The sequence below is a fragment of the Thermobifida fusca NBRC 14071 = JCM 3263 genome (genome assembly GCF_001592045.1).
Classification (GTDB): Bacteria; Actinomycetota; Actinomycetes; order Streptosporangiales; family Streptosporangiaceae; genus Thermobifida; species Thermobifida fusca.
On sequence record NZ_BCWB01000001.1, the window covers coordinates 1 to 25,715 of the forward strand.

The 25,715-nt window shown below is 65.4% G+C and carries 23 protein-coding genes; 14 read left to right on the forward strand and 9 right to left on the reverse strand.

What is annotated here, in order from left to right:
• Positions 1-1,185: 1,185 nt before the first annotated feature.
• The 4 genes from TF1_RS00005 to TF1_RS00015 all read left to right on the forward strand — a co-directional run bounded on the left by TF1_RS00005 (position 1,186) and on the right by TF1_RS00015 (position 6,117).
• Complete coding sequence (locus tag TF1_RS00005) at positions 1,186-1,818, forward strand: hypothetical protein (RefSeq protein ID WP_061783487.1); 633 nt, start codon at positions 1,186-1,188, stop codon at positions 1,816-1,818.
• Between the two features lie 180 nt (positions 1,819-1,998).
• Positions 1,999-2,646 carry an FMN-binding negative transcriptional regulator gene (locus TF1_RS00010; protein ID WP_061783488.1) on the forward strand — a complete coding sequence of 216 codons (648 nt, stop codon included), beginning with the start codon at positions 1,999-2,001 and terminating at the stop codon, positions 2,644-2,646.
• Between the two features lie 415 nt (positions 2,647-3,061).
• Positions 3,062-4,093, forward strand: coding sequence for a tyrosine-type recombinase/integrase (locus tag TF1_RS15655; protein WP_082797675.1), 1,032 nt, complete (start codon positions 3,062-3,064; stop codon positions 4,091-4,093).
• Between the two features lie 203 nt (positions 4,094-4,296).
• Complete coding sequence (locus TF1_RS00015; protein ID WP_255266117.1) at positions 4,297-6,117, forward strand: SpoIIE family protein phosphatase; 1,821 nt, start codon at positions 4,297-4,299, stop codon at positions 6,115-6,117.
• A 400-nt stretch (positions 6,118-6,517) separates the two neighbouring features.
• Here TF1_RS00015 and TF1_RS00020 read toward each other — a convergent pair whose 3' ends face one another.
• Positions 6,518-6,832 carry a VOC family protein gene (locus TF1_RS00020; protein WP_011291982.1) on the reverse strand — a complete coding sequence of 105 codons (315 nt, stop codon included), beginning with the start codon at positions 6,830-6,832 and terminating at the stop codon, positions 6,518-6,520.
• Between the two features lie 833 nt (positions 6,833-7,665).
• Here TF1_RS00020 and TF1_RS16050 point away from each other — a divergent pair.
• Positions 7,666-8,850 carry a hypothetical protein gene (locus TF1_RS16050; RefSeq protein WP_156482476.1) on the forward strand — a complete coding sequence of 395 codons (1,185 nt, stop codon included), beginning with the start codon at positions 7,666-7,668 and terminating at the stop codon, positions 8,848-8,850.
• 277 nt (positions 8,851-9,127) lie between these two features.
• On the opposite strand, the gene TF1_RS00030 is transcribed toward TF1_RS16050, so the two are convergent.
• On the reverse strand, positions 9,128-9,544 hold the full coding sequence (locus TF1_RS00030; RefSeq protein WP_016188700.1) for a pentapeptide repeat-containing protein: 417 nt from the start codon (positions 9,542-9,544) through the stop codon (positions 9,128-9,130).
• A gap of 1,001 nt (positions 9,545-10,545) precedes the next feature.
• Between TF1_RS00030 and TF1_RS00035 the strand changes: the two genes are divergently transcribed.
• Positions 10,546-10,830 carry a 4a-hydroxytetrahydrobiopterin dehydratase gene (locus TF1_RS00035; RefSeq protein WP_011291978.1) on the forward strand — a complete coding sequence of 95 codons (285 nt, stop codon included), beginning with the start codon at positions 10,546-10,548 and terminating at the stop codon, positions 10,828-10,830.
• Positions 10,831-10,840: 10 nt separating this feature from the next.
• Here the strand turns inward: TF1_RS00035 and TF1_RS00040 are convergent, their stop codons facing one another.
• Positions 10,841-12,373 (reverse strand): AMP-binding protein, encoded by a 1,533-nt coding sequence (locus tag TF1_RS00040; RefSeq protein WP_011291977.1) that lies wholly within the window; start codon positions 12,371-12,373, stop codon positions 10,841-10,843.
• A 177-nt stretch (positions 12,374-12,550) separates the two neighbouring features.
• On the opposite strand from TF1_RS00040, the gene TF1_RS00045 reads away from it, so the two are divergent.
• The gene (locus tag TF1_RS00045; RefSeq protein ID WP_011291976.1) at positions 12,551-13,525 is read left to right on the forward strand and encodes an acyltransferase domain-containing protein; all 975 of its coding nucleotides are present in this window, start codon (positions 12,551-12,553) and stop codon (positions 13,523-13,525) included.
• Between the two features lie 123 nt (positions 13,526-13,648).
• Here TF1_RS00045 and TF1_RS00050 read toward each other — a convergent pair whose 3' ends face one another.
• Positions 13,649-14,320 (reverse strand): enoyl-CoA hydratase-related protein, encoded by a 672-nt coding sequence (locus tag TF1_RS00050; protein WP_011291975.1) that lies wholly within the window; start codon positions 14,318-14,320, stop codon positions 13,649-13,651.
• A 180-nt stretch (positions 14,321-14,500) separates the two neighbouring features.
• Positions 14,501-15,367: an arginase family protein gene (locus TF1_RS00055; RefSeq protein WP_061783490.1), complete on the reverse strand. Its 867-nt coding sequence runs from the start codon at positions 15,365-15,367 to the stop codon at positions 14,501-14,503.
• A gap of 910 nt (positions 15,368-16,277) precedes the next feature.
• On the opposite strand from TF1_RS00055, the gene TF1_RS00060 reads away from it, so the two are divergent.
• The 6 genes from TF1_RS00060 to TF1_RS00085 all read left to right on the forward strand — a co-directional run bounded on the left by TF1_RS00060 (position 16,278) and on the right by TF1_RS00085 (position 20,872).
• On the forward strand, positions 16,278-17,426 hold the full coding sequence (locus TF1_RS00060; protein ID WP_016188698.1) for a DUF418 domain-containing protein: 1,149 nt from the start codon (positions 16,278-16,280) through the stop codon (positions 17,424-17,426).
• A gap of 158 nt (positions 17,427-17,584) precedes the next feature.
• Positions 17,585-18,388 (forward strand): exodeoxyribonuclease III, encoded by an 804-nt coding sequence (locus TF1_RS00065; RefSeq protein WP_011291972.1) that lies wholly within the window; start codon positions 17,585-17,587, stop codon positions 18,386-18,388.
• A gap of 105 nt (positions 18,389-18,493) precedes the next feature.
• Positions 18,494-19,240 carry an alpha/beta fold hydrolase gene (locus TF1_RS00070; RefSeq protein ID WP_016188696.1) on the forward strand — a complete coding sequence of 249 codons (747 nt, stop codon included), beginning with the start codon at positions 18,494-18,496 and terminating at the stop codon, positions 19,238-19,240.
• 169 nt (positions 19,241-19,409) lie between these two features.
• Positions 19,410-20,057 carry an anthrax toxin lethal factor-related metalloendopeptidase gene (locus TF1_RS00075; RefSeq protein ID WP_152436244.1) on the forward strand — a complete coding sequence of 216 codons (648 nt, stop codon included), beginning with the start codon at positions 19,410-19,412 and terminating at the stop codon, positions 20,055-20,057.
• On the forward strand, positions 20,054-20,314 hold the full coding sequence (locus tag TF1_RS00080; protein WP_146088119.1) for a hypothetical protein: 261 nt from the start codon (positions 20,054-20,056) through the stop codon (positions 20,312-20,314). Before TF1_RS00075 ends, TF1_RS00080 begins: the two co-directional genes overlap by 4 nt.
• Positions 20,315-20,383: 69 nt before the next feature.
• The gene (locus TF1_RS00085) at positions 20,384-20,872 is read left to right on the forward strand and encodes an NUDIX domain-containing protein (protein WP_011291968.1); all 489 of its coding nucleotides are present in this window, start codon (positions 20,384-20,386) and stop codon (positions 20,870-20,872) included.
• A gap of 1 nt (position 20,873) precedes the next feature.
• Here TF1_RS00085 and TF1_RS00090 read toward each other — a convergent pair whose 3' ends face one another.
• A complete protein-coding gene (locus TF1_RS00090; RefSeq protein ID WP_061783491.1) occupies positions 20,874-21,755 on the reverse strand; it encodes a hypothetical protein in 882 nt (293 codons plus the stop codon).
• Positions 21,756-22,148: 393 nt separating this feature from the next.
• Positions 22,149-22,562 carry an ankyrin repeat domain-containing protein gene (locus TF1_RS00095; protein WP_011291966.1) on the reverse strand — a complete coding sequence of 138 codons (414 nt, stop codon included), beginning with the start codon at positions 22,560-22,562 and terminating at the stop codon, positions 22,149-22,151.
• Between the two features lie 159 nt (positions 22,563-22,721).
• Here TF1_RS00095 and TF1_RS00100 point away from each other — a divergent pair, with 159 nt between their 5' ends.
• Entirely contained in the window at positions 22,722-23,255 is a 534-nt protein-coding gene (locus TF1_RS00100; protein WP_011291965.1) for a hypothetical protein, read from the forward strand.
• An 84-nt stretch (positions 23,256-23,339) separates the two neighbouring features.
• On the opposite strand, the gene TF1_RS00105 is transcribed toward TF1_RS00100, so the two are convergent.
• Positions 23,340-24,839, reverse strand: coding sequence for a hypothetical protein (locus tag TF1_RS00105; RefSeq protein ID WP_061783492.1), 1,500 nt, complete (start codon positions 24,837-24,839; stop codon positions 23,340-23,342).
• A gap of 230 nt (positions 24,840-25,069) precedes the next feature.
• A complete protein-coding gene (locus tag TF1_RS00110) occupies positions 25,070-25,510 on the reverse strand; it encodes a hypothetical protein (RefSeq protein WP_016188691.1) in 441 nt (146 codons plus the stop codon).
• Positions 25,511-25,715: the final 205 nt, after the last annotated feature.

The window sequence follows — 25,715 nt, forward strand, 5'->3', positions numbered from 1 at the left end:
GCTAGAAGATCAGTTAAGAACGATCTGTGATGGGAGGATGGCGCTTCCTCCCCAGGGCTGAAGCCCGGGGTCTCCGCGCCAGAAGAACGATGAGTATGGCCCTGCCGGTCCATCCCCACGTGCGTGGGGCTCACGTGCCCGTCTGGAGGCGGAGCACCGCCGCGTGCGGTCCATCCCCACGTGCGTGGGGCTCACTCGTCGATGATCCGGTCCAGCGCGCCGCTGTTTGGTCCATCCCCACGTGCGTGGGGCTCACAGGGCGCCGCCGAGGAGGACCAGGAGCGCGCGCGGTCCATCCCCACGTGCGTGGGGCTCACCGAAGCTGACCTGCAATTTCGCGAGGCGTTATCTCCTCGTTATCTGGATTGTGGGCAGCTTCGCCATACACGACACTCTAAACCGTTTTCCCGAGCATCGTCCCCTCAATGGCGCCATGAGGGGCCGTCGGGGGATTCGAACCACACCACATGGCCCTGCGGTCCCACCGTCAGCCCGAACTCTGACACTTCCGGGCGGCCGCGCTGGACCCACCAGGCGTGGGCCTGCTCGAGTTCCCCCCACAGCCTGCGAGGGCCGCCCTACTCGACGCGGTCTGGGTAAACGCGCGCCCATGAAGGCGAATCAGTAGCCGACAGCCACACGTCAGGACGTTCGCGCTGCTCCGCAAGCTGTAATTCCAGTGCAGCACCAGACGACAACAACACCTGACTCCACTGTGTGTGGCGGCACCCAGGTCGGAGCAGCCCTCGTCAGCTTCCCTAGCAGTGAGTTCATGTACGGCGCACCCATCACCTGGGCACGTGGTAGTCCCCCGCGCTGGTCCCAACCCCAGACGACTGCATAGAACGCTGGTGCTTGGAATTCCCAATGGACCTCATGCCCGTAACCTTCTCTTGACGTCGGGAAGCCACGTTTCAACGAGGGGACCTCGGCTCCCGCAATGCCCACGGCATCTGCGGGTGGACCTGCGCACCCTTGAGAAGGAGACCGGCAGTCGGTGTCTCAGGGAAGACGGTGCTGGTTCTGTCTTGTCGCACCCTGTTGAACGAAGAGCTTGACTGATCTGCCTGTGGACGGAAGGACAGGATTTCAAAAACCGAGGAAATCCCATCCGCATCCACCCCGTTAGAACCAGAACTCCCCACTTTTCAGCGCATCCCTCTCACTGGAAACAGAGGTGTCCGGATGGGATTGGTGGGCTTTCGGAAACTCCTGAGCGTGGTCGGGATCCTCTTGTTTCTTGGCATTGTCCCTGTCCCTGCCCTGATGATCAGCGGTGATCTCGGAGAAACTGAACGGTTTGAGCTCGGCGTGGTAGGCGCAGGGGTTTCCGGCTTGGCCCCGCTGATTCTCTTCAGCAAAACCAAGACCGGTGGTGAGGCGGGTGAGGGCAGCGGCGAGGAGAACGAAACGTCGTGGCAGCTCTTGTCTGTCCTTGGCGCCGTGTTGTGGTTGTGCATGTTCCCTGCCATGACAGTGATCGATCTCGCTCAAGGGTCCGGCCCGCTCATCCTCAGCGCGACAGGTGTGGGGGTTGTCGGTTTCTTCATGATGCTCGTTGGCGAGGTCAGTCTGAGGAGGAGCGCGAGCACCGGTGAGGGAGAGGCGCAAACGGGGTGGAGAAAATTCCGAGGGTTGCTGGACACCATCGGATCCGGTTTGTTTCCCGGTGCGCTCTCCGCTGTGATCCTCGGCTTCTACTTTGAAGGAGGTGAGTGGTTCGCGATCAGCATGTTGGCCGTGGCAGTGCTGGCATTCCTCATCTCCGGTAGGAGAGGCAGTGGTGATGCGGAGGACGACGGTGACGGTGGTGAGTGAACTCTCCGCCGGGACCGGTTTGTCGAAGTCAGGGCGAGGAGTTGGCACCGGCAGCGTCCACCAGTGGCCTGCAGCGTTGTCGTTGAAGGCTACGGTCCGAAAAGGCGTGGCGTGGGAGGTTCTGCTGCGGTACCGTTCCTCGACCGGGTGCGCTCTGCCCGCCTTTTGAGGAGGTTTGACGTGCTCATCCACCCCTGGGATGCCGCCTTGGACGACGCCGAGTGGCAGGCCTGGCTCGCTGAAGGCCATGACTTCGGCCAGCTCTGTGTTAATGGATTGCCGGGCCAGCCGCCTTTCGTTGTGCCTACCCATTTCGTTCGCGACGGGGACGCTTTACTGGTCCACCTTGCTCGCGCTAACCCGGTCTGGGCGGCGCTTGAACGCGACCCCAACGTTGTCGTCACTGTCGTCGGTGATTATGCCTTTGTGCCCGGCACGTGGCGTGCCGCGGCAGGATCCCCGCCGCAGGAGGGGGTTCCCACCAGCTACTATGCGGCCGTTCAGTTCATCTGCCGGGCCGACATCGTCGACGACGCCGAGGGGAAGGCTGAACTGTTGCGCCGCCAAATGGACTACTTCCAGCCTGACGGCAATTCTGCTGACGTCGTCGTCGGCCAGCCTCCCTACGGTCGGATGCTGTCCGGTATTCGCGGTTTGCGCCTGCAGGTCACGCAGGTGCGGGCCAAGTTCAAGTACGACGACCATAAGCCTGTGGCGCACCGCACTATGGCTGCTGATCGGCTTGTCGCACGCGGCCGGGGCTTGGATGCGGCTGCTGCCCGCCAGCAGCGGCGCCGGCTGGACCGTATCGGCCCTTGGAAATCCTGACCCCCTGGCCCGCGGCACTCTGCTGTCCCAGGTTGTGCCCGCGTGCCCGCAGTCGCTAGGGGAGTCATTCTCTGGTGGCGCTGTGCGGATGGGCTGTCGACGGCTATCCCCACCTGCAGCGCGGCCTGCCCGCCGCGTATGGGTGTGTAATCGTCCCATCCTGCTGCCTGGGTCAGGGGCGTGTTCTGGGCATGGCTCACCGGGGGCTGCCTGAAAGCAGTGCGCTCGGCCGCCGTGTACGGAATCCGCGTCGTGTCCCGGTTTTCTTGCATAAGATGTGCCGGGTGGGACGTGCGTGGTGGACAGGAATGGCTGGGACACTCCGCAACGGTCGGGTTTGTGCCTGCGTGTCCGCCAGGTGTCTCAAGATTCAGGGGAAACGATTCTTTGGCGGCATTGCGAGGAAGGACTGTCGATGACCGCTTCCCGCGCTGACGGCCCGCTCATACCCGCCCATGCTCCCGCTCCGATCACCAGCAGCGGGGAACTGAGTGCTACTGCGGCCGCGCGTATCGCCGAAAGCTGGACGCCGAACACGCGTGCTGCCTATCGGCGGGACTGGGCTGCTTTCCAAGAGTGGTGCGCCCGCGAAAACCGCAGTCCGCTTCCCGCGTCTGCTGCCACGCTCGCCACCTATCTTGACGCGCTTACCCACGCTGTTCCGCCGCCTGCTCCTGCCACCCTTGACCGGATGCTGGGCACTATCCAGTCCCACCACACCGCGCTTGGCCTGCCGCTCGACACTAAACCTGCCCGCATGGTGCTGCGCGCCTATCGCAGGGAGCGTGCGCAAGCCGGATATGAGCCGCGTCGCGCTCCTGCGCTCACGGTGGAACAGTTGCGTGCCATGGTTGAGGCCACTAGCGACGACCTTGCTGGGCTGCGGGACCGCACTCTTTGCCTGTTGGGTTTTGCGATGATGGCCCGCCGTAGCGAGCTGGCTGGCTTGGATATCGCTGATGTGCGCGCGGTTTCCGAAGGGCTTCAGGTGCGGGTGCGCACCTCTAAAACTGACCGGGAGTCGGCTGGCGCGATTGTTGCTGTTCCCTATGGTTCTCTGGCGCGCACTTGCCCGGTGCGTACCACGCTGGCGTGGATTGATGCGCTGCGGGAACGTGGTATCACTGACGGTCCGCTGCTGCGTGCGGTGGACCGGTATGGGCGGCCTGCGGGAAGCCCGGGGGCTGCTTTGCGTGGTTCAGGGCGGATGAGCGGTGCCGGGATCAATCACATCATCAAGACTCTCGCTCGTCGCGCGGGGATCGATGCGCCGATCACTGCGCATTCTCTGCGGGCGGGTGCGGCGACTGCGGCCGCTGAGGCTCGGGTGCCTCGTGCTTATATTGCCCGGCAGGGGCGCTGGTCGCCGAACTCGTCCGTTGTCGATACCTATATTCGTCCCGCGGATGCGTGGCACGACAACCCCATGCGTCACGTGGGCCTTTGAGCACTGCGGCTGCGCCTAGCCCTGGCCTGGAAGGCAGCGCGGGTTTCGTGGGGTGAGTTGGCGCGCGGTGGACCGTCTGCTGTTCTTTTCCTGTGGGCTGCGGGCAGTCCGGGAGGAGCGGTCTGGGCTTCCCTGAAACAGAACGCTGTGTGGGGGTAGTGCCCTGGGTGGGGAGGGGAGGCCTATGGGAACACCTGGAGTCTGTGACCGGTTTCGACTCGGGTAAGCAGCCTTGCGCGTGGAAAGAAGGCAGCGCCGTGCCTAGCGACCATCAGCCGCATCCAGTCTCGTTTTCCGCATCGGAGCAGGACTTGCCGCGTAAAGTCCTGTCCGGGCTCAAAATCGGGGTGTACGTGACTAATGACCGCGAACAGATCATTGCGGTCAACCCTCGTGGGGAGAAACTTCTCGGTCGCTCTGAGTCCGCCATGATAGGGCGTAACGCCCATGACCTGCTGCATCGGGCTGAAGGCGGGGCTCTGCTGCCTCGTTCCCAATGCCCGCTGATGAAAGCCTTCCTGCAAGGACAGAGCGCCTACGGTGGCAACAAGTGGTTCCTGCGTGGTGACGGCGCCCTGCTGCCCGTGATCTGGTTGACCGCCCCGTACCGCATTAACAGGGACACTACGGGGGCGCTGGTGTTGTTCCATCCCCGTGACCCGCGGGGTGACCCCTCTTCTGAGGAGGTTCCTGTCGACCAGATGACAACGCTGACCGACCTTGCTGACAGTCTTTCCCTGATCGCCGAGGTCACTTCGGTGCTGACGTCTACTTTGCAGGTCAGGGAAGCGCTGTGGCTGCTGGCGCGGCAGGTCACGCCTCGTCTTGCGGACTGGGTCGTTATTGACCTGCTCAACGAGATAGGGGAACTGGAGCGGGCGCTTGTGGTCCACCACGAAAACGGGCGGCATATCCGTCGGGAAGAGATGCAGGGGCCGCTGCCACCCGTTTCAGAAACCTCTTTGATGCCGCTGTCGCGGGTGCTGCGCGGGGCGTCGACGACTCGGGTCAGTCTCCGCGACTACCAGCGTCCCCCCGACACGGGTTTGGCCATGGCTCAGCGGACGCTGTTTGAACGCACCCGGATTCACGCGGCCATCACCGCGCCGCTGCGGGGGCCGCGCGGCGCCATTCTGGGGGCGCTCACTTTGGGGCGTGCCGATCAGCTCCACGATTTCACCAGCACCGAGTTGGCGTTGGTCGACGACTTGGCCCGTCAGGCCGGGCTGGCTATCGACAATGCGCGACTGTATGAGCGTCAGCAGCGGGTCACCGAAACCATGCAGCGGTATCTGCTGTCGCCGCTTCCCGAAACGGTTTTGGTGAAGATGGCGGTGCGCTACCATCCTGCGCCTGATGCCTCCCACGTGGGTGGGGACTGGTATGACGCTTTTCGTCTTCAAGACGGCACCCCTGCTCTGGTTATCGGGGATGTGGCGGGCCACGACTTGCAGGCCGCGTCTCACATGGCGCAGATCCGCAACATGCTGCGGGCGTTGGCGTGGGACCGTGACGAGCCGCCCAGCAGTATCGTCAGCCGGTTGGACCACGCGTTGGGGCACATCAGTGAAGTCTCCATGGCCACCATGGTTTTTGCGCGGCTTGAAGAAGACGGTTCTGAAGGGCGGCGGGTTTTGCGGTGGACGAACGCTGGCCACCTGCCGCCGTTGCTGGTGTTGCGGGACGGGCAGGCCCGTTTCCTCGACGAGCACCACGACCTGTTGTTGGGTGCTGAGACGGATATTCCGCGCACCGACTCCGCTGTTGAACTGCCGGTGGCGAGTACGGTCGTGTTCTATACCGACGGGCTTATCGAATCCACCCGCCACGGTCTGGACGAGGGTATGGCGCAGCTGCGTCAGCATGCTGCCGAGCTCGTCCACCACGAGCTCGACGACTTTTGTGACCTGCTCATTGAGCGCGTCCGCCCTGAGGACAACGATGACGATGTCGCTGTGATCGTGATCCGGGTTCCTGAATCCCCCGTGATTCCGCCAAGCCGGCCTTCCTCCCACACGCTTTAACCCCCGTGGTTCGGGGTTTTCCAAACCCCAGGGGCAGGCATGGAGTGAGCTGCGCATGATGCCGGTGGCGTGTTTCCGGGGTGGGGCCGCAGGGTTTGGTGCAGGCACGACTGGGTGCCTGCTACGGGGGTGTGTTCGGGGAAGGTGGGCTATTCCAGGGGTGTGGCCGTGGCGGCGGGTGGCTTTGTGGGTGTTGGCAATGATCCCCGCCAGTATGTGACCGGATATTGGGTGAGTGGGCCCGCGGGGGAGCGGTGCTCCCGGCGCGGTGCCTGACAGTGGTGAACCTTAGAGGCCGCGTGTTTGTGCGGTCGGGTGACGACTTCACGGTGCTCGCTGCGGGGCGGGTTTCGTGGAGGGTGGTGCGGTCACGAGCCCTTTTTCCGGGGGGGGGAGGGTTTCAGACCACGTGAAGGTCGACTTTGCGGCCGTCCGGGTCGGTCAAGATATGGTGTCCGGCTTCCAGGGGTGTTTGAAGCAAAGTCTTGTCAACGCGGAAGCCGAGTCGTGTGATACCCGTGCGGCGTTCGGGGGAGGCGGGGTAGATCTCGAATACGGAACCGTCGTCGAGTACGGCCGCGTAGTGCTGTGGTCCTTGACCGTGTTGTTCACGGGCAAAACACAGTCCCAGGGCACTGTAGAAGGCGCGGCACTCTTCCATGCGGTCGCTGTAGAGGACGAGAAGGGTAAGGCGTGCGCTTTCTGCTGCCGTCATGGAGTCTCCTTTGCGTTGCGTGGTTGTTCGTCTCCAGCAACTTAGTCCGGTTCGGTTTTTTCGGCATGGGGCTGAGCTTCGGGAGAACAGTGTCGTTGCGGGTGGCGTGGCGGCTTATAGGGGTGGCCGGAATGGGTCGCTGCAGCGTCTCGTCGCCGATTGGTGCGTTCGCATGACTTGACTCGTGGTCATTGCGCTGGTGGGGAGCGCGAGATTCGTGGCAGCGGAGGGCCGGAGACGTGGGTTTGTGCCGCGTATCTGCATGCGGCGAGTGTCCACGACCGCATGCCAGTCTTTCCTTGCAGTAGGTGATTGCGGGATAACGTAGGGCTTCCTTGCGGTGGAAAGGGTCGCGCTGGAGAGCAATCCCCCAAGCTCTACCCGGGAAGATTTGTTCCCTGGATGGGCCCTCGTCCTCCTTGATCAGCGGAAAACCTGTGTCCCACGACTTTCGTCACGTTCCTCGGCCACTGCTGTGCGGCCAGCGTGGATTTCTCTCCTCGAGTCGGGTCCTGCCGTGCTGGAAGAACGAGCAGAACATCTCGTGGTTGTCACACCAACGGACACGGCAGATCAAGAGAACCTCAACAGTCCGATAACTTCGAAGAGAATGACGACATTTTTTGAGAATATGTCGTGAAACTCCGCATTTTTCCTTCCTCGGTATGGGGGCCTTCCTGACTGTGGTGGCTGCGGCCTTGGTAGAAGCCGCGTCGCCTCGCAGCCAGGTGAGAAAGAGGAGAGGAATGGCGTGTAGCGGCACCGCAACCGAGTGCGGTTATGAGCAGGAGAAACACCGTTGAGGTGTGACAAGGAATGGTGAAGGAGGTGGGATGGCGGAGCGGGACACGACTCCTGACACTGATTTTGAGCGGGATGCCGTCGCGCTAGCCAAGGCCCTGGATGAGTTCGCTGAAGAGCTCAGCACAGTCCTCGAACACTATGGGGCAGGCCGTAAAGCTCTGGTTCAGGCAATGGGCGTGGACCAGTCCGATTTATCAGGGTGGATGCAAGGCCACGAACAGATCCACCAGATCAAGAGTCGGCGACTTCCCGGCACGGCCGAAGTGGACGCCCTCATCAACCACACTGGCCTTCAAGAAAAGAACCCCTCCCAGGCGCGAAGGCTGAGCGAAATCACTAGGCAGGTGGAGGACCTGGCTGCCCGGCTTTCAGAACGGTATCCCCGCAGTTGGGGAAGCCAAGCCGCGCGCTGCCTGGAAGCCCAGCAGTACAGTTCTCCTGCAGAGAAGAAGGGGCAGGAAGAACCAGCGAATTCCGGAGGGTCAGAGTCCAGCTCCCCGGCGAAAAATGCTGCGGCCGTCCCCCGACGGCTCCTGGTCCACTCACTGTTCGCCGCGATCGGTGCGGTCTGTTCGATTGCTGCAGTTGTTTATTTTCTGTCTTCAAAGGATTCGTCGACGTCTTCTTCACCGTCGGTAGCTGCACTGTCCTCCCCATCAGCGTTACCTTCAGCCACCGCAGAGCCTTCCCCCTCGGCTTCTGTTTCACCCTCAGCGAGCCCAGAGCCCTCCTCCTCTGCGGACCTTCCCGCGACTGTGGAAGAAACAGAAGAACCACGAGAACCGAGAGAACAGCTTTCCGTAGCCACAAAAAACTGCCGGTCGTGGGCGAGCATGATCAACGACACCGTGCAGGTGCGCCCTTGTATCAAGAAAGAAAACGGGCAGATTGCTGTTTCCGCAGAAGTCAAAGCGTTCAGCGCCGAGATAGCTGGTACAGACGTCACCGTGTGGGTCTGGTTGATGGACCTCGATCCCGACTTGATCGACAGTCAGCAGTATCACTTGACACGGGACCCATCGACCCTGAACTCCTGCCGGGTCACCCTCGACACTCACCAGGCGCGCGAATGCGGACCTTTTTTCGTTGAACCCGCCGAGCCGGGACGCTACACGACCGCAACCACCGTCAAAAAAGACGATGAGGTTTATCCCCCCGGTTGGTCGTCCCCAAGCTTTAGCGGAACCCTCAGCCCTGGCGTGGATTGGCCTTAACCACCGGGTGTAGCGCCTGACACGGGTTGGGCAACGCGATCCTTAACCGGCCTGGCTCCTGCTCAAGGCCGGTTGAGGATCGAGCAGTGAGGGTGGGCCACCGTCAATAGCCTTTAGTTCTCGAGCGGGCTGTTTTCATCACGGTGAAAGCCAAAGCGGCTGGGACGTGTCCGGGTAAGGGGAGGGTGCATCGTAGCGGTGCAGGCGACGTAAGGGGCCTTGTCTGAACGGTCGTCGCCAAGACGGCAACCAGGAAACCAGTCAGAGCTCTACTGACTTAATCCGCAGGGGAAGACGAAAGCCACTCTTCTGGCAGCAGCACCTTCGCTTCCGGCGCAGCCTTCACCGTGGCTTCCCGCAAGCCTTGCGGCATCACCGAAAGATCACGAACGTCGGTGAAGTCCACTGTGCCTCCGGAGAACGTCGCGCCGGTGAAGTCCATCCTGCTGTTGGTGAATTGTGCTTCGCGGAAGCTGATGCGACCTCCGGTGACATGGGCATCGGAGAGGTCGCCGCCGTCAAAAACGACCCCGGTGAAGTCGAAGTCGCAGCCCTGCCAGGAGACAGGGGCATCCTTGCGGAGCCGTCTACCGATGATGCGGATGATGGTGTGACGCACCTCCCGAAACGAGGCGAACCGGAGGGTGCGTTGCTGATGCTCGACGTGTTCCTCTTTGCTGGCGTCTTCAGGCACAGGTAGGCGCACAACACATCGATACACATCTGTCGTAACTCGCGGCTGGGAGCACCATCGGCCACATGCGCCAGAGCATGGACTCCAGCCAGACGGACTGCGGCGTATTCGCTGCCGAGTTTTTCGCTGGCTCCTTCAAAGCGTTCGGTAAACAGGCGGGTTTCTTTGCGGCTGTTTTCCGCTTCAGACAATCGTTGGCGCCGGTAGTTGATCACCAGCGCGGCCACGGCGCCCATTCCTGCGACCACCCCGAAGGATCGGGTAGCAATCGAGTCCAGATCCTTCGGGGTGAGTTGTTGAGGAACCTCAAGACCAGGAGAGCCGAGCAGCAGCCATACGGCAGCGAGAAGACCAGCGGCCAACAGTGCTGCCGCGCCCTAGGAGGCGAGAATGAGCCAGCCCAACCAGACCGGGGCTTGCTGGGCGCGGCGTGTGCGCAGCATCCGCCAGCAGAAGACGATCACCGCAGACAGAACTGCTCCTCACTGCCTTCCACCAGCTCGGCCCCCGCAAAAGCAGGTTTGGGGATGCGGTTTTAATTTTTGGACGCCACACCAAACCGACCAAAGTGGCACACGGTGCAAAATTATCCAACATGCACCTTTGGCGTGGACTATCCCAATTTTCGAAGGCTTGGTGGCTGGGACGTGCCGTGTGTGGTGTGAGTCTTGGTGTTTGTCGGTTGGGCGCGCTCGTTTCTTCGGGTCTGGAGCGGTGTGTCGTTGGTGGTGGAGGCCGTTGATTGTTGGGCCAAGGCGTGGCGTTTGTGGGTTCCACCAGTAGAGAAAACAGGCGCCGACGACGCTGTCCGGTCTTGATGAGCTTTTGGTGGAGCTGTTCAGCGGTCTTGTTGCTGCCCTTTCCACGCCTGTCTCCTGCATCACCCGGGCCTGCCCTGGACCGGCGGGGTGCTGGTGGGGCGGGGTGATTGCGGGTAGAGGAAAGACGGCGCCGGGCACTGCCCTGGACCGCAGAGGCAAGCTCGAGGCAGGGAGGAAACCATGGTGGACACAAAGAACGAGGCCGCGTTGGAGTCGGCGATGCACCGGCTGCCCGCGTGGCGGCGGGAAGGGCAGGCTATTACCCGCACCGTGACCGTGCCGAGCTTCCTGGACGGCATCGAGCTGGTCAACCGGGTTGCCCAGGCTGCTGAGGAAGCCCAGCACCACCCCGATATCGACATCCGCTACACGACGCTCACGTTCACGCTCACCAGCCACGATGTCGGCCATGTGACCGAACGCGATTTGAAGATGGCTGCCCGGATCGACACGCTCGTCGACTAGCCGAGAAAGGCTAGGCAGCGCTGGCGCGCAGCCGGTTGCGGCGTAGTTTGCCGCTCGCGGTTTTCGGCAGGTGCGGCACGAACGTCACCTGGTGGGGGGCCGCGGTTTCTGCGAACCGTTCAGCGACGAGGCGTTTGAGCTCCTCGGCGAGTTCGTCGCTGGGGGAGGCGTCCGGGGTGAGGACGACGTTGGCTGCTACCAGTGCGCCGCGGAGCGGGTCGGGGATTCCGTAGACGGCGACTTCGTCGACGGCGTCGTGTTCCAGCAGTACTGATTCCACGTCGTAGGGGCCGATCCGGTAGCCGGAGGTGATGATCACTTCACCGTTGTGGCGGGTGAGGTGGACGGCGCCGGTGTCGTCCACGGTGCCGGTGTCTCCGGTCAGGTACCAGCGTCCGTCAGGGCTGAAGTGCTGGGCTGTGGCCAGGGGGTCGTCCGGGTAGCCCGCGAACCACCAGGCGGGGCTGTTGTGGGTGTCGATTGCTACGCGTCCGGGGACTCCTGTTTCGGCCGGGGTGTCGCTGAGCGGCTCGAGGACTGTCAGCCGGAATCCTGGGAGGGCGGTCAGGGGGCCGCCGTGCCCGTCGTTGACGGCGACGATCCCTGATTCGGGGTGGCCGTAGTGGTCGCTGATGCCGACGCCGAAGGTGCCGAGCGCCCATTCGGACAGGTCGGTGCGGAACTCGTCGCCGTTGGTGGCGAGTCCTTGCACCATGATGCCGGGGGGCAGGGTTTTCGTGGCGGTGCGCAGGGCCCGGTAGATGGTGGGCGCGGCGGCGAGGCGGGTCACCTGGAATGTTTCCATGACGTCCAAGGTGAGTTCCGGGTCGAAGCCGGCGCGCAGGTGCAGGCAGGTGTGTCCGGCAAGGAGGGGGGAGACCAGGCCGTAGTACAGGCCGTGGGGGTCGCCGGGTTCGCTGAAGCACCAGTAGATGTCGTCGTCGCTGATGTGCAGGCCGTAGTGGTGGTGGATGTGGAAGGCGGCCAGGGCGCGCACGGGGACGGTGATTTGCCGCGGGGGCCCGGATATGCCGGGGGTGTGGCTGATGAGCAGGGGGTCGTCGGGTCCCACGGTGGCGGGGTCGGGTGGGGGTGTGGCGGCTTCCTTGTGCGGGTCGATCACGGTCCAGGAGCCGGTGGTGAGTTTGCTGGTCTGGTCGGCGGGGGCGAGGACGGCTGTGGCGTTGACTTGGCGCAGTCTCCAGTCGATGGCGGAGGCGGCCAGCACCGGGGGGAGGGGGACGAGGACGGCGCCTAGCCGCCACACTGCGACGGCGCTGATGGTCAGGTCGATGCCGAGGGGCAGCAGGGTGGCGACCCGGTCGCCGGGGGTGACTCCGTGGGAGGCCAGGACAGCGGACAGGTGTGCGGCACGGCGGGAGAGGTCACCGAAGGTGAGGGTGGTGGACGACAGGTCGGGTTGGACTTCGGTGACGGCCGTGCGGGTCGGGTCGTGCCGATCGCACAGCAGGTGGGCCACGCTCATGGTGGGTGCGGTGTAGGCGGTGAGCCATTCGCGGACCTGCTGTTCGGGGTCGGCCATCGCTGTCTGTCCCCTTTCGCGAGCTTTCACGGTTGATGAGGTGTGTTTGAACTTAAAGACTATGCGCCGTGTGTGACGTGTGCCTCACTAGAAAGAAAAATTGGCATGATCTGCCTACCTGGAGTAGTTCACGATTAACATTGGGCATTTTCTCCGGGTTCCTGTCAGCATGGCAGTATGGATCTCACATCGAAAGCGCGCGCCTTGGGGCTTGCCTCTGAGGCTGCTGCCACTTTGTCCTCCCTTGCTGATTTCCCTGACCCGCCCCCTGCTCCGCTGCCTGGTCGAGAGGCTGCGGATGAGCTGCTGGATGCGGCCGCGGTGGAGGGTGCGGATCGCGCTGATCTGCGTGCATTGTGGCCGGACCAGGACTGGCCTGCAGCGGCTCGGTGGCTGGTGGATGCCTGTTATGCGCGCATCCTCGCGGATGTGGGCCGCCCGGGTTGGGTGGATTGGCCCGATGTGATCTCTGCTGACGACCCTCGCGTGCGCTGCGCCCCCATTTACGCGTTCCTTGCCGCGGTGGATGTGCTGCGGGAGCGCCACCGCAGCCGCGGCGTGCCGGAGGATGTCACCGCGGCCACGCTTGCGGATCTGGGGCGGCATGTGGCGAAGACTCGCCGCATGTACGGCCGGGTGGGGCTGGACCTGCCGGTGTGGATCGCGTTGCACTACCGGGGTTCGCTGTATGAGGTGGGGCGTTTGCAGTATGAGACGGCCTACCTGGACAGCGGTGATTTTCCGGAGCTGGTGGGAGTGGTGGACGAGCGCCTGGTGGCTCGGCTGCATATTCCTGCTGGGGAGCCGCTGTCTGCTGATGCGGTGGATGCTTCGCTGGCCCGGGCGGGTGAGGTGCTGTCCGCGGTGACCGGGGAGCGGGTGCGTGTGGCGGTGTGCACGTCGTGGCTGCTGGATCCGCAGTTGCGGGACTATCTGCCGCCGGAGTCCAATATCCGGGCTTTCCAGGATCGTTTCGTGCTGTCGGACCACGAGGGCCCTGGGGACGCGGATATGTTCCGGTTTGTTTTCGAGTGTCCCGAGGTGGCGCCTGACCGGGTGACTCCGGTGACCCGCCTGCAGCATGCTGTGCTCGACTTGTTGAAGCGCGGCGGTTCGTGGCGGGTGCGCACGGGATGGTTGCGCTTGCCGTAAGACGGGGTTTGCGCGCATCAAACGAGAAATCCCTGTTGTTGCCGCCTGGAGTGGGACAACAACAGGGCGGGTAACGGGGCCTGCCGCCGGAGGAGTTCAGGGAGGGGTGGCAGGCTCGCCGGTTCAGGACAGGGGGATCGGGGTTTCAGCGAGCGCGTCCAAAGCCTGGCGGTACATGCGGGTTTTGATGGTGGCGAGCGTGGGGCCGGCTTTGGTGGTGTGGGCGGCGGCGATGTCCAGCGCGGTGGCGCGTACTTCGTCTTCGGCGACGGCAGAGTCGACGATTCCTGCGGCGAACGCGTCGTGTCCGCCGTAGCGGCGGGCGGTGACCATGGCTTCGTGCGCGGTTTGCGGGCTGAGGCGGGCTTGGATGAGCGCGGACATGCCTGGGGTGAAGGGGATTTTGATGTCGGCTTCGGGCAGGCACCAAAAACCGCGGTCTGCGCGCATGACGCGGAAGTCGTGGGAGAGGGAGAGCATGGCGCCGGCGGCGAAGGTGTGTCCTTGTAGGGCGGCGACGGTGACCATGGGCAGGGTGAGGACGCGCGCGAAGAGGCGGTGGACGCTGACGACGTAGTCGTGGCGTTGTTCGGGGTGGGCGGCCAGCCATTCCAGGTCGAGGCCGTTGGAGAAGAATTTGCCGGTGGCTGCGGTGACGAGGGCGCAGGGGCCTTGGGTGTGTTCGACTTCGTCGAGGGCGGCGTTGACGGAGGCGATCCAGTCGGGGTGGAAGCGGTTTTCGGTGTCGCCGAGGTCGAGGACGTAGACGTCGCCGTGGCGGTCGAGTGTCGGCATGGCTGCTCCTCTGCACGGGCCCGGGGGCACCCACCCCCATAACTACTAGTCGGTAACAATTGTGGGTGGCATGCTACCCCATCCCTGCCCGCACAGCTTTCGCCCACGCCCCGACAGCCCCGCCACCGGACGACCGCTGCAAGCGGCGCACCAGGACGGGGCGATGCCTGCTCGCCGCTGCTACAGCACGCCGGGGACTTCCCGCGCTCCTTCCTGCGGTGGTGGTGGGGCTGGATCCACGAGTCTGAGCGCCTGCAGCAAGGACTGCAGCACGGTCACATCGTGGGCGACGGCGGGCGTGTATTCGCACACTCCTACACCCACCACGGTGTGGTGGGCGGTGATCGCCGCCACGGCCGCTGTGAGCAACGCTGCCCGCGGGCCCACGGGCGCGGGGAACGCCACTGCCGGGAAATCCTGGGGGTCGCAGGCGCCGAGGTTGAGGTGGATGTAGGCGGGGGAGCCCGGCTGCTGGCCGGCCACTACTGATCGTGCGTCCACGGTGAGCCGGGTGGTGTCCACCACCTCGATCCGTCGGCTGCGGACAAACTCCACTTCTTCCGGGGCTGCCACCCGGGCGCCTATCAGCTTCACTTGGGAAGGTACGAGACGGCTGGCCCCCAGCAGGTGGGGGTGTCCTTCACCGAGCAGGAGCCGCAGCGCCATGCCCTGCACTAGGCCGGTGGGGGACGACTGCGGGGTGTGCAGGTCGGGGTAGGCGTCCACCCAGTAGACGGCCATGCCGGGATAGCGGCGGGATAAATGCTCGAGAGCCGCCAGGTCGGAGACGCAGTCCCCGCCCAGGGTGAGGACTCGGGCCGGGTTTCGGCGGGCCATCCGGGTGCGCACCTGCCGCATGGTGCGGGCGATCAATTCCAGGTGGTGCACGCCGTCGACAGCGCCGCGCCGACCGTCAGAGACCGCTATGTGCATTCTGGGGTTTGCCGTGGCCACCAGCCGCGCCAGCGCGCTCGCCCCAGCCGCGACCCGCATATCGTCGCACCCTTGCCACAGGGGCACCACAAGGTCCACATCACGCTGCCACATGGCGACCACCCTAAGGGGAAAGAGAACCCGTCTTACGGAAGTTCAGGCTTTCGAAGGCGGCCGCCTAAGGCCAGCCGGGTGGCGCGGACTGGGAGGAACCGCCGGCGCGACGTGGCACGCTGGCTCTTACCCGGCTCGAGGTGTCGGCGGGCGCAGGGCAAGGCGGGGAGCGCCGGGCGGGGGAACGCGGTGGTCGGGGATCACGGTGTATCGTGCGGGCTCCACCCGCGACACTCCCCCACCTCCCCTGATCGCCGATAATAAATATTATGTCAAGTAGACAGGGTGGAGGGCCTCCCCTGCCGCAAGACACCCTTCCCCAGCCATGCTGCGCGACCACGTCGGCCCGCACTTTCTCGCTTCACAGACAGCACAAGGCTCGCGGGAGGACTTTTCGGCGGCGCTGGAAGCAGACCCCCTACCGCTGGCACCCCATCACAGTGGAACAACCGTGATTCATGGGGGCGTTTCCGGCAGGTCCCTTGATGTTCCGTGACTCCCCAGCTACGGTTCCTTCGACGATCCCCCGCGTCTGGAACTGTTCGACACACTTTCCCCCTCCCCGCACGGAGGGCATGACTACCCCGTGGGCTACTCCCCTAGCGGCGTCCCACGCGCGCGGCGGCTTTCCCCTCCCCGCCGCGAACGGAGTTGGCCACAACCGGTCACAAGTGGGTTAAAAGACTGGGATCCTCGGGGCAGTCGAGGGATCCTCATATGCGTGTCGAACAGTTCCAGCCGATCCACTTCTTTTCCCGGTCCCATGTCTCCACCTGAGACCGACTCTTCTGTCGAAACACGCACCCAGCATCGCGCTCCCACTCCCCAGGAGGGGTCCTCCCCGCCAGTCAAACCACCGGTCCCGCGTCTTCTCGGGGTCGACGTTGCCCGAGGTGTGGCGATCCTCGGCATGTTCGTCGTGCACGTGGGGGTGGGGTGGACGCTCGCTGATGGCACCAACCCCCTGCAGCCCCTTGCCGCGGGACGCTCCGCCGCACTGTTCGCACTCCTGGCGGGAGTGTCCATTGCGCTGCTGTCCGGGGGGCACGACCGCAAAGTCAACAAAGACCTCGGCGTGGCGCTGTGGCGTGTGGTGGTGCGTGCCGTGATCCTGCTGATTCTCGGCACGGCGCTGACCATGCTGGGCACCCCGGTGTCGGTGATCCTCGCCTACTACGCCGTGTTCTTCGTGTTCGCCTGCATGCTGCTGACCGAGCGGTGGACCGTCATCGCCGGTGCGGCCGCCACGCTGGGTTTCATCGGCCCCATCGTGTCGTTTTGGATCCGCTCCCGGATCGACCGAGGGGGCACCATGGCGAGGATCGTGGAGACCGTCAACGCCTACGACCCGCTCGTCGCGTTGGCGGACGACGGAGTGGTGAACTTCCTGCTCACCGGCTCCTATCCCGCGATCACTTGGCTGCCGTTCGTGTTCGCGGGATTGGCGATCGGCCGTCTTGACCTGCGGCAGCCGCGTGTGCGCTGGCGGCTGGTCGCGGTAGGCGCGGGAATGGCGGCCGCGGCCTACACCCTGTCGTGGCTGGCGATCCGCGGGCTGGGGCTTGACGAACGGTTGGCTGCCACCCTCGACCCGGACACGGGTATTCCCTTCGGCATCGACGGGTTCAACCAACTGTATGCCGAAGGCATGGGGGGCACCGTGCCCGCCACCGACTGGGCGTGGCTGCTGGTGACTGCTCCGCACAGTGGAACCTTCATGGACGTCTACGGTGCGGGTGGTGTGGCGATCGCACTGCTGGGCCTGTGCCTGATCGTCACTGATGCTCTGGGCCGGGCACGCTGGCTGGTCTACCCGCTGATCGCTGTGGGGTCGCTGTCGCTGACCACGTATGTGGGGCACATCCTGCTGATCTGGCTGGATGAGAACGACATGCTGGACGGCACCCCGCTGTCGTTCCTCTCGGAATGGTTGAGCCTGTCGGTTCTGCTGGGCTCGCTGATTTTCGCCACCCTGTGGCATCGGCTGGTGAAACGGCGCGGCCCGTTGGAGGGTCCGCTGCACGTGGTGTCCACCTGGGTAGCGAAACGCATCCCCTGAGGCGGGGATGGTCTGGTGGGCGGGCCGCGTGGGGGCGGCTCGCCCACCGTTGTGTATTCCCCGCCTTCTCCCCGCCGTCGGTTTCACGCCCTCGCCTCTTTGAGGGGGAGGCTTTCGCGGGGAGAAGGCAGTAGTGGGTGCGGGCTAGGCTGCTGGCCATGTCTTCTCTGGTCATTGCGACGGTCAACGTCAACGGGCTGCGCGCGGCAGCGCGGAAAGGGTTCGTGGAGTGGCTGGCGGGCACCAAAGCGGACGTGGTGTGTCTGCAGGAGACCCGCGCGGAACTCGATCAGCTTCCCCCCGAGGTGGCTGAGCCGGACGGCTGGCATGTGGTGCTGGTGCCTGCCGCAACCAAGGGTCGTGCCGGAGTGGCCGTGTATTCGCGGATGAAACCGGATGCGGTGCGGATCGGATTCGGTTCTGCGGAGTTCGCGGATTCGGGGCGTTACGTGGAGGCGGACTTCGGGCCGGTGAGCGTGGCCAGCCTGTATCTGCCTTCCGGACAGGTGGGCACGCCGTTGCAGGAGGAGAAAGAGCGGTTCATGGCGGAATTCCTGCCCTATCTGGTGCGTCGGCGCACCGAAGTGGAGGCCCAGGGGCGGGAGCTTGCGGTGTGCGGCGACTGGAATATCGCGCACCAGGAGGCTGACTTGAAGAACTGGCGGGGCAACCGCAAGAACTCGGGTTTCCTTCCGGAAGAGCGGCAGTGGCTTTCCCGGGTGTATGAGGAGGCGGGATACGTCGACGTGGTGCGGGCGTTGCACCCTGATCAGGACGGCCCGTACACGTGGTGGTCGTATCGGGGGCGGGCGTTCGACAATGACGCGGGGTGGCGCATCGACTTGCAGGTCGCTACGCCGGGTTTGGCTGCGCGCGCCCAGGAGGCGTGGGTGGAGCGGGCGCCGTCCCATGACCAGCGGTGGTCGGATCACGCCCCTGTCACGGTGGTGTATGCCGGCTAGTCCCCGAGGAGGGGCGGCGGGGCGGGGAGAATGAGGAGGGACGGCGGGGCGGGGAGAATGAGGGGTGAGGGCGGTGGCGGTGCCGGGGAAAAAAGGGGGTGGCTGATGCACGTGCCGATCGTGTTCGTGCACGGCCTGCGCACGTCGAAAACCATGTGGCGTCCGCAGCTGGAGATGCTCGGCGCGCAAGGGCGCACGGTGGTCGCGGTGGATTTGCCGGGCCACGGGGACCGGCGTGGGGAGACGTTCACCTTGCGCGGCGCGGTGGAGACGGTGCACGAGGCGGTGGATGCGGTGGGGCGTCCCGCCTTGGTGGTGGGGTTGAGCCTGGGCGGGTTTGTGTCCATTGCGGCGGCTGCGGCGTCCCCGGAGCGGGTCGCTGGACTGGTGGCAGCGGGGTGTTCGGCGCGTCCCGTGCACGGGTGGGCGAACATGTACCGGATTCCTGCCGTCTTGTTGGAGCGGCTTCCGGACCGGGGACAGTCGGTCAATGAGCGTTTCCACCGGTGGACGCTGCCTGCGGAGGCTGCTGAAGCAGTGTTGGACGGCGGGCTGGCGATGGAGGTGGGGCGTGCGGTGATCGACGAGATCACCGACTTGGACGTGTTGACGTTGTTGTCCTCTTACCCGGGGACGGTGTGGCTGATCAACGGGGCGCGGGACCATTTCCGTATCCACGAGAAGCTGTTTGTGGACGCGTGCGTGGACGGGCGGCTGCTGGTGGTGCCGCGTGCCGGCCACATGGTGAACTTGGAGCAGCCCACGCTGTTTACCCGGTTGGTGATGGATGCGGCGGATGCGGTGGCGTGCCGCACGGCCGCGCAGGGCAACGCCACGGAATCGGGGATGTGACGCAATCGTTGTGGACCTTGCCCTGGGGTGGTTGGACGCTGATTGGGACAACGGGGGTGTGCTGGGGCGGGAGGCGTGCCGTGTTCCCGTGGGGTTGCCGGTGTCGGGCCGGGGCAGCGGGGCGGTGGATGGCTCCGAGAGGTCTGGAGACGCTCTATGTTGCTTACTCGTGAACGAAATCCTGGAATGTGGCCCGCATCCTCAGGGGGTGCGTCCGTTCCCTGATGACGGGCGGCGGCATCTGGGGCGGCTGGAAGCGGTGTTGCATCGCCGCTGGCCTGCCGGGACTATCCCCTCTCCGCGCATTCTCGACCATATGGACGCGTTGTCGCGGCTTCCTCCCGCCATCGTTGACCGGGTGGTGGAAGAGGTCAACGGGATCTACATCGGGGAAGGGTCCGTTGCTGACCTGAATTGTTTCAACCATTTGCGTGGGGTGTCGACTGATCCCGACGACCCGCAGGCCCCCACGTTCGACCGGCTTGCCGGGATCTACCGTTTCGGTTTCCTGGTGTTGGGTAGTAGCCCGCACACGTCGGTGTCCCTGGTGTTCCACGAGATCGGGCACGCGTTGGATGTGGCCGACCGCATGATGTCGGAGACCCGCCAGTGGCGGGACCTGCACGACGCGTGCGTCCCCCACCTGGTGGAGGAGTACTGGCACCGGCGCCACGAATGGTGGGCGGAGTGCTTCGCGATCACGCTGGCCCGCAAGGAGCACGTGCTCGTGACCATGCTGGGCGGCCAGGTGGATCTGGCGTACGCGATCGTGGAATATTTCCACACCTACTACGGGGTTTATGGGGTGATGGCGTGAATCGCGTGAAAGCGGTCCGCTACCCGGATGGCAGCCTGCGGGTTCCGGTCAGCTACGTGGACCGTTCCGAACCGGCATTGGGCTGTGGGACAACGGTGCTGCGCCCAGGGGATGCTGCCTACGACGACTATGCGCGGCACGCTATCTCGGTGGACGAGTATGAGGCGCTGCACCGGGACGATCCTGCTTCCTCGGCGCGGTTGCGCGCTGACTTTCAGCGGCGGTATGCCCGCGACCACGGTGGTTCGTCTGACTGAGTGGTGGCCGAGTGGGGAACCCCGCCGGGACCGCTGCCGGGCGCGGCAGGCCGTGACTAGGGTCAAGTCATGGCCGACAGCGAGTTGGAGTTTTTCGACAGCCTGCCGCGGACCCGGGGTGCGGCGAGTGCGTTGCTGCGCGACGAGGCGGGGCGGGTCCTGCTGGTCAAGCCCACCTACCGGCCCGGGTGGGGGCTGCCGGGCGGGGTGATTGAGATGGGGGAGTCTCCGCGGGAGGCGTGTTTGCGGGAATGCTCCGAAGAGCTCGGGTTCACCCCCCAATTGAGTGGGCTGGTGTGTGTGGACTGGCTACCTGCCCAGGCGAGCCCGGACCGGCGGCCAGCGACCGTGTTCGTGTTCGGTGGTCTGCTGCGTCCCGGCCAGTTTGAGGCGGTGCGGCTGCCCCCCGACGAACTCAGCGACGCGCATTTAGTGGAGCCGGAGCGGATCGGCGACTATCTTCCCGAGCCGCAGGCGCGCCGGGTCGCGGCGTGTGTGGCGGGCACTGGCTCCACGGTCCGCTACTTGGAATACGGGCATCCGGTGCAGTGGGCGTGACCTAGTCCACGCCGGGGAGGCGCAGGGCGGCCTGTGCGGCCTGGTGGGCCGCGTTCTGCAGGTGGGCTTCTGCGGCACGGGCCCGTTCCGTCAGTTCGGCAAGCTCGCGGACCGCGACCTCGTCAGCGGCGGTCGCAGCCAACAGGTCCCGCAGTTCTTCCTGTTCCGCGATCAGGCGGCGCAGGGTCGCCACACGCTGCCACGCCTGCTCGGCTTCACTGACCCGGGTGGCGTAGTCCTCGAGGGCAGCCACCCGGTCGGCCACGGACTGGTGGATGGCCTGCAGGGCGCGTTTCCGGTCGTCCAGCAGCATGGCGATCGTGGTGTCGTCGCCGTGGCTGGGGGTGGGGCGGGACCGCAGCTCGGTGAGGCTGCGCAGGGCGCGAGCAGTCTCCCACAGTTGACGGGGCAGCACCGCGGTGTTGAGGGCGACGTCGAGGATGTCGTCGCGGACGACGTGCGCGCTGGTGATCGTGGCCACGGCGCGTTGGGCACGCGCGAGGAGTGCGGCTGCTTCTTCGTCAAGATCGTCGGCGGTCACATAGTGGTCGCGGTAGCGGTCGCGGAGCTGACGCGCAGCGCGCTGGGGGTCGCGTCGGGGGGCGAGGAGGGCGATGAGCAGGATGCCTGCTCCGATGAGGAGGACGGCGGCGGCCACGAACACGAACACGCGCGCCAGGAGACGCATGCCTACCAGCAGCACGAGCAGGGTGATGACGACGGTGGCCACCGGGTGGTCGGCGATGGGCTGGGGCAGCAGGGTTCGGCGGTGTTCCGCCGGTGGGGTGTCCTGGGGTGGGTGGAGCGCGGTTTCAAGCTGGGTGCGTGCCTTCTCAGGCAGGTCGGGGTCGATGACCGGGTGTGGGCGGGACACGTCGTTCACGTGGACTCTTTCCGTGATGGGGTCGGGTAACTCCTATTCTTCCCCCGGGTGATGGGCGGGCGCCGCAGCATGGTGGACCGCGGCGGAGCGGAAGGGGGCATGCGGGAGAGCGTCACGCTGCGGCACGGGCAGCAGGCCCCCTTTTTTTGCTGAAGACGCTGCGTCTGCTGCCGGAAGGGTGTGGTGGTGTGGCACGGTCCTTCCTCTCAGCGGCGTGGCTGGTTTCCCCTCACGTGCGCGCGTGGGTATGGCACGCCCGCCCCGTGGCCGCGTCCTTCGCGGGTGGTGGATGGCTGCGCGGGGCGCGCAGCGGCCGTCCACCACCCGGTCACAGCAGGGGGCTGCGGGGCGGGGTTGGTCAGCCGCTGCGGGCACTCGTCCGGTGCGGATGGGTTAGGCGTTGTCGAACAGTTCCAGGTAGTGCTCTTTGCCGAACATGCGGGCCGTGTCGATGGCGGAAGGCTGTCCGAGGGTGGGGTCGGCGCCGTGGGCGAGCAGGGTTTTCACCACGGCGTCTTCGTCTTTGAACACGGCCCCGGCGAGTGGGGATTGACCGCGGTCGTTGAGCCGGTTGACGTCGGCCCCGTGTCGGCACAGGCACTCCACCGTGTCGGCGTGACCGTAGTAGGCGGCCAGCATCACGAGGGTGTCGCCCTGGTCGTTGGTGAGGTTGGCGGGAACTCCAGCGCGAATGTAGGCGTCGAGGGACGCGGTGTCGCCGGCGCGCGCCAACGCGAAGATCGTCGTCGCGAGTTCCACGACCTGGGGGTCGATGCCCTCCGGGTCGGCAGCGTGCGGACTCTCCATAGGTCCAGCCTAGAACGCGGGAGGGCACCGGTGGGCGCAACCACAGCCGGGCCGGGCGGGTGCCGCAGCAGCCGGGGGAAAAACACGGCATCCACGATCGACCCATTAAAGGTGTTTTGTCGGTAAAGTGCTCGTGATTTTTGAGAGGAGACCTCCCCCGTGCGACATTTCTTTGGTTTTGTCTTCGGGTTGTTGTTGGGACCGGTGCTTCTCGTGGCGGGCGGATGGGTGACGCCGCGGGTAGGCGCGCTGGTGAACTCCACGCGAGGGTTTTTTGGTCCCAGTGAATTCCTCACTCTCGCCGCGCTGATGGTGTTGGCGCTGGTGGTTGCGCTGGTGTTGGTGCCCCCGAAACTGACTCCGCTGATTCCGGGAATGGCGGGAGTGGTATTAACGGGGGCGACAGTCGCCCACGTTTTGCAGCCGAAGTGGGCGGATCAGGTGTTTGCCCCGCTGACTGTGCCGGGCTTGGGCGTGGTCCAGCTTCCCGGGGAAGAAGGGGTGCGGGCCCTATTGGAGGCTGGATTGGTGCTGCCGTTAGCGGTCGCGTTCCTCATTCCGCTGTTTTTCCCGTCGCGGTGGCGGAGCTATCGGCCGCGTGGCGCGCACGCGGCCGAGGCAGACGAAGACGACGAGGGGTTCGCGGCCCTGTTGGACGACAGGGACGACGAGCCGATCTCCCGGCCGGTCTGACCCCAGCAAGTCTGCGGGCTCCCGTCCACCCTCAACGTGGTGGCCTAGGAGGGCGGGCGGGAGCCTGCGTGTGACCGCGAAGGGTTACCGCCAACTGGGCCCCCACCCGGAACTGTCGGACACCCCGGGTGGGAGGGGCGGCAGCAGGGTGGAGCCGGGCGCGTCGCGGTGGGACGTGTCGTCCTCGCCGTCTTCGTCCGGGTCACTAGTGGTGCGGGCCGCGTCGTAGGCGGCGAGCAGCTCGTCGGTGAGGACCGGGATGTGCTCGGTTTGGGGTAGCTGGTCGTGTGCGGCCTGCTCGTTGTCGGCGGGTGAATCCTGCAGGGGTGGGGTTTCGACGGCTGTGGGAGAGGATGCGGTGGGGTGGTCGGTGTCCTCTCCGCGGTCAGCGAGGGGGTCGACGCTGGCCGGGGCGTCAGCTGCCGGCTGGGGTTCAGCGGGGCGGGGGGCAGCAGGCTCGGTCTCCTGCCACCACGGCGACGGGGCGGGGGCAGCCTCTTCCCCAGGGGTGTCCGCTGCCGCTGGCAGTGCGGGGGTGTCGTCCTCGGGTTCCACGAGCGACCACCAGTGGGCGGCCTCCGCAGGGTCGAGTTCCTCCACCACCCACAGGTCTGCTTTCACCAGCGGGTAGATGCGTCCCGCGTTCCAGGAGCGCGGATAGGTTTGCTCTTCGAGGATGAGGACGCGTTCCCCGTTCAGCAGGGGAATGTCGGCGGGAACCCCTTCGTTCCACACCCAGCTGCCGTCAGAACCCACCAGGTTCCACCAGCCGTGGACGATTTTTGCTTGCGGATCAGGGTCGGAGTCGCGGAAGGCCGCCACCCACCGCGGATCCGGTCGCCGCCCAGGCAGTCCGCGGCCCTCCTCCCCGATCAGCGCATCCGCGAGCAGGGTGTGCAGTTGGAAGTTGTCGGCGATCCCTTCGAACCGCACCCGAAAACCGCGGCGGGTGCCCCGGTCCAACACGAGCGCTGACGACACCTCGTCCATGCGCAGCAAAGCCACAACCTCGCTGAACTCGGCAAGGTGGGCTGACAGTTGCGCAGCGATCGCCAACAAGTCACCGTGGAGCTCGGGGTCGCTGCGCACGGCGGCGCGCACCTGCGCGGAGCTCAGCATGGTTTTCGCGGACAGCCCGTAGCGGCGTGCCGTCCACCAGCACAGGGTCGCTACAGGGGCAGAGTCCCCCAGCACGGCGGCGACCCTGGTTTCGTCGGCTGCGGTGACCTGGTCGGGATCGGGTGGGTCGCCGTCCCCCACCTTGTCCCAGGCGTGCAGGAACATGCCTGCGGCTCGCCCGGTTTCACGTAGCAGACGCAGTACTTCGATCCCCGTGTTCCCCGGCGGGGTTCCCATTTCCACCAGGGCGCCCGCCACAACGGTCAGGTCGGCTTCGATTCCCGGACCAACGTGGTGTCCAGAAAAGATCGGCCCCAACGCCTCCAGGGCAATCTCCCGTTCGGAGACCGGAACGTGGGAGGCGAGCTCATAGACCCGACCCACCGCAGGGCCGAAACGCTGCGGGTCACCCAGGAGGGAAGCGTCGATCAGTTCCTGAAAGGCGGCACGAAAAGCATCGATCACCTGGGCATTTTTCCACATTTCGGGCACGGTACGGTCACAGCCCCCATCCGATCGCGGTGGTGTCAGCCACCGGTGTGCGGCAGGATGCGCAAGGTGCGCGTGCCACCGATCTGCCACGCACCGGTGTGCATCCCGTGGTCCTGATCCCCATCATGACTCACCCTCCCGTCAGGGCGGTGAGCCGTCCTGGTGACCGGATGATCGCATACGGCCCCCGGAAACGCTATGCCTCACAAAGCCAGGCCGGTGCGCAGCGCCGCCCAGATCTCCCCGGGGGAAGCCAACAGCCCCAACAGCACGGCTGATCCCACGAACGCGCACCCGAACAGGGCCGCAGCCACCCGGCGGCGCAGCAGGGCCGCCCACACAGTGCCGACCAGCGGCACCCCAAGACCGCACCCCAGCAGCCAGACAAGAGCCCACGCTCCTTGCCGCCGCGCCTGATCGGTCACGTCGTCCAACAGGACCGTCACCGATGCCATCACCCCCATCAACGCGGTCAACGAGCCCAGCACCCACACCACGACCAGCAGACTCCACACCAGCATCGGCCAGCGCGGCGGCTCGTCCACCCGCAGCGGGGTGCGGCTCACCTTGAGGGGAGGCGTGGCGTGGGTGCGCGACGCGGCAGGGCGGCGGGCCCGGGTTTTCTTGCGTTTCTTCGGTGCCATGCGGATCCTCCGGCCACAACAAACACGCGGGGCGTGGGTGTCTTGCGGTTGGCCACCCTAAACGGGATACGCGTGCGGGCACGAACACACCGCCCCAGGCCCAGGCACGAAACCTCCCCTGCTGTAGCGGCCGGGGCACGCAGTGCGATAGGAAATTGACCACCCCGGGACGGCCCCGGGGATCCCCACAACGAAAGAGAGCACC

What these genes read in the sequence shown, in the direction of transcription:
- TF1_RS00060 (WP_016188698.1), top strand. Translation starts at nt 16,278, where the DNA reads ATGTTCGTCGTGCACGTGGGGGTGGGGTGGACGCTCGCTGATGGCACC.
- TF1_RS00065 (WP_011291972.1), top strand. Translation starts at nt 17,585, where the DNA reads ATGTCTTCTCTGGTCATTGCGACGGTCAACGTCAACGGGCTGCGCGCG.
- TF1_RS00085 (WP_011291968.1), top strand. Translation starts at nt 20,384, where the DNA reads ATGGCCGACAGCGAGTTGGAGTTTTTCGACAGCCTGCCGCGGACCCGG.
- TF1_RS16050 (WP_156482476.1), top strand. Translation starts at nt 7,666, where the DNA reads ATGGCGGAGCGGGACACGACTCCTGACACTGATTTTGAGCGGGATGCC.
- TF1_RS00005 (WP_061783487.1), top strand. Translation starts at nt 1,186, where the DNA reads ATGGGATTGGTGGGCTTTCGGAAACTCCTGAGCGTGGTCGGGATCCTC.
- TF1_RS00110 (WP_016188691.1), bottom strand. Translation starts at nt 25,510, where the DNA reads ATGGCACCGAAGAAACGCAAGAAAACCCGGGCCCGCCGCCCTGCCGCG.
- TF1_RS00035 (WP_011291978.1), top strand. Translation starts at nt 10,546, where the DNA reads ATGGTGGACACAAAGAACGAGGCCGCGTTGGAGTCGGCGATGCACCGG.
- TF1_RS00045 (WP_011291976.1), top strand. Translation starts at nt 12,551, where the DNA reads ATGGATCTCACATCGAAAGCGCGCGCCTTGGGGCTTGCCTCTGAGGCT.
- TF1_RS00055 (WP_061783490.1), bottom strand. Translation starts at nt 15,367, where the DNA reads ATGTGGCAGCGTGATGTGGACCTTGTGGTGCCCCTGTGGCAAGGGTGC.
- TF1_RS00050 (WP_011291975.1), bottom strand. Translation starts at nt 14,320, where the DNA reads ATGCCGACACTCGACCGCCACGGCGACGTCTACGTCCTCGACCTCGGC.
- TF1_RS00020 (WP_011291982.1), bottom strand. Translation starts at nt 6,832, where the DNA reads ATGACGGCAGCAGAAAGCGCACGCCTTACCCTTCTCGTCCTCTACAGC.
- TF1_RS00070 (WP_016188696.1), top strand. Translation starts at nt 18,494, where the DNA reads ATGCACGTGCCGATCGTGTTCGTGCACGGCCTGCGCACGTCGAAAACC.
- TF1_RS00040 (WP_011291977.1), bottom strand. Translation starts at nt 12,373, where the DNA reads ATGGCCGACCCCGAACAGCAGGTCCGCGAATGGCTCACCGCCTACACC.
- TF1_RS15655 (WP_082797675.1), top strand. Translation starts at nt 3,062, where the DNA reads ATGACCGCTTCCCGCGCTGACGGCCCGCTCATACCCGCCCATGCTCCC.
- TF1_RS00095 (WP_011291966.1), bottom strand. Translation starts at nt 22,562, where the DNA reads ATGGAGAGTCCGCACGCTGCCGACCCGGAGGGCATCGACCCCCAGGTC.